The following is a 1,090-nucleotide window of genomic DNA, read 5'->3' on the forward strand; positions in this document are numbered from 1 at the left end:
TCCTCCATCGCCGAGGAGGCTTCCTCGGTCGAAGAGGCCTGTTCGGTCGAGCCCTGGCTCAGCTGTTCGGCCGCGGCCGAAAGCTCCTGGCTGCCGGTATCGACATTGCGCCCGGCCGCCATCACTTTGGCGATCACCTCGTTGAGTTTCGCCACCATGTCGCGGGCCGCCGCGAGCAGGCTCTCCTCATCATCCTTGCGGGTCGCCACCTGGATGTCGAGATTGCCCGCGGCGATTTCGCGGATGATATCGCGGGCATAATCGGGCTCGCCGCCGAGCGCACGCATGATGTCGCGGATCAGCCAGATCGCGGTGCCGATGCCGATCACGAGCGCCAGCGCGATCACCGCGAACACGACCTTGAGCGAGGTGGCATAGGTCTGGGTGCCGGTTTCGCTCGCCAGTTGCGCCTGCGCGGTGTTGAAATCGACAAGCTTTGCCAGCTCGGCCACGATCGCGTTGAATTCGTCAAGAGAATCCATCGTCATCCGGCTCGCGGTCTCCTTCTGGTTCTGGCGCGACATCGTGGTGATGCGCTTGGAGCTTTCCAGATAGGTAGCCAGCGCGGCGCTGAACGTGTCGAAGATCGCCCGCTCCTCGGGCATCGACATCAACGCCTGATAATCGGCCATCGCGGTCTTGAGCGAGGCTTCGGTATCGACCAGATATTTGTCGATGCGCACCGTGTTGGCCGTATCGGTCGCCAGAATATGCGCATATTCCCCGACCCGGTAGCGCACCATCAGCGTGTTGACCCGGTGCACGGCATCGACGCTCGGCAACCAGTTCTGGGCGATGATCGTCGCCTGGGTATTGATCCGGTTCATCTGCATCAGCGCGACACCGCCAAGGAGGCTCGTGAGCACCAGCAGAGCGCCGAAGGCAAGGGCAAGCTTCGCCCTGAGGGAGAGTTTCATTTCGCTTTCCTTTCGTCCGTGGCGAAGGCGGGATCGCGATCCCCTTTCGACCCAAAGATCCGGCCCATGTCCGGGATGATGATGAAGTCTTCGCCATGCTTGCCGATGCCGCGGACGAATTCCGCGGGCCAGCGCATGCCCACTTTCGGAGCCCCCTCGACCGAGGCCTCCGC

Annotated in this window: 1 protein-coding gene; it reads right to left on the reverse strand. The window is 62.8% G+C overall.

Annotated elements, in window-relative coordinates; translation table 11 throughout:
* A partial coding sequence (locus CRO22_RS18530) for a HAMP domain-containing methyl-accepting chemotaxis protein (RefSeq protein WP_141399500.1) occupies window positions 1-917 on the reverse strand: 917 nt, incomplete at its 3' end.
* Between the last annotated feature and the right edge of the window lie 173 nt (window positions 918-1,090).

The sequence above is a fragment of the Rhodobacter maris genome (assembly GCF_900217815.1).
Taxonomy (GTDB): Bacteria; Pseudomonadota; Alphaproteobacteria; order Rhodobacterales; family Rhodobacteraceae; genus Rhodobacter; species Rhodobacter maris.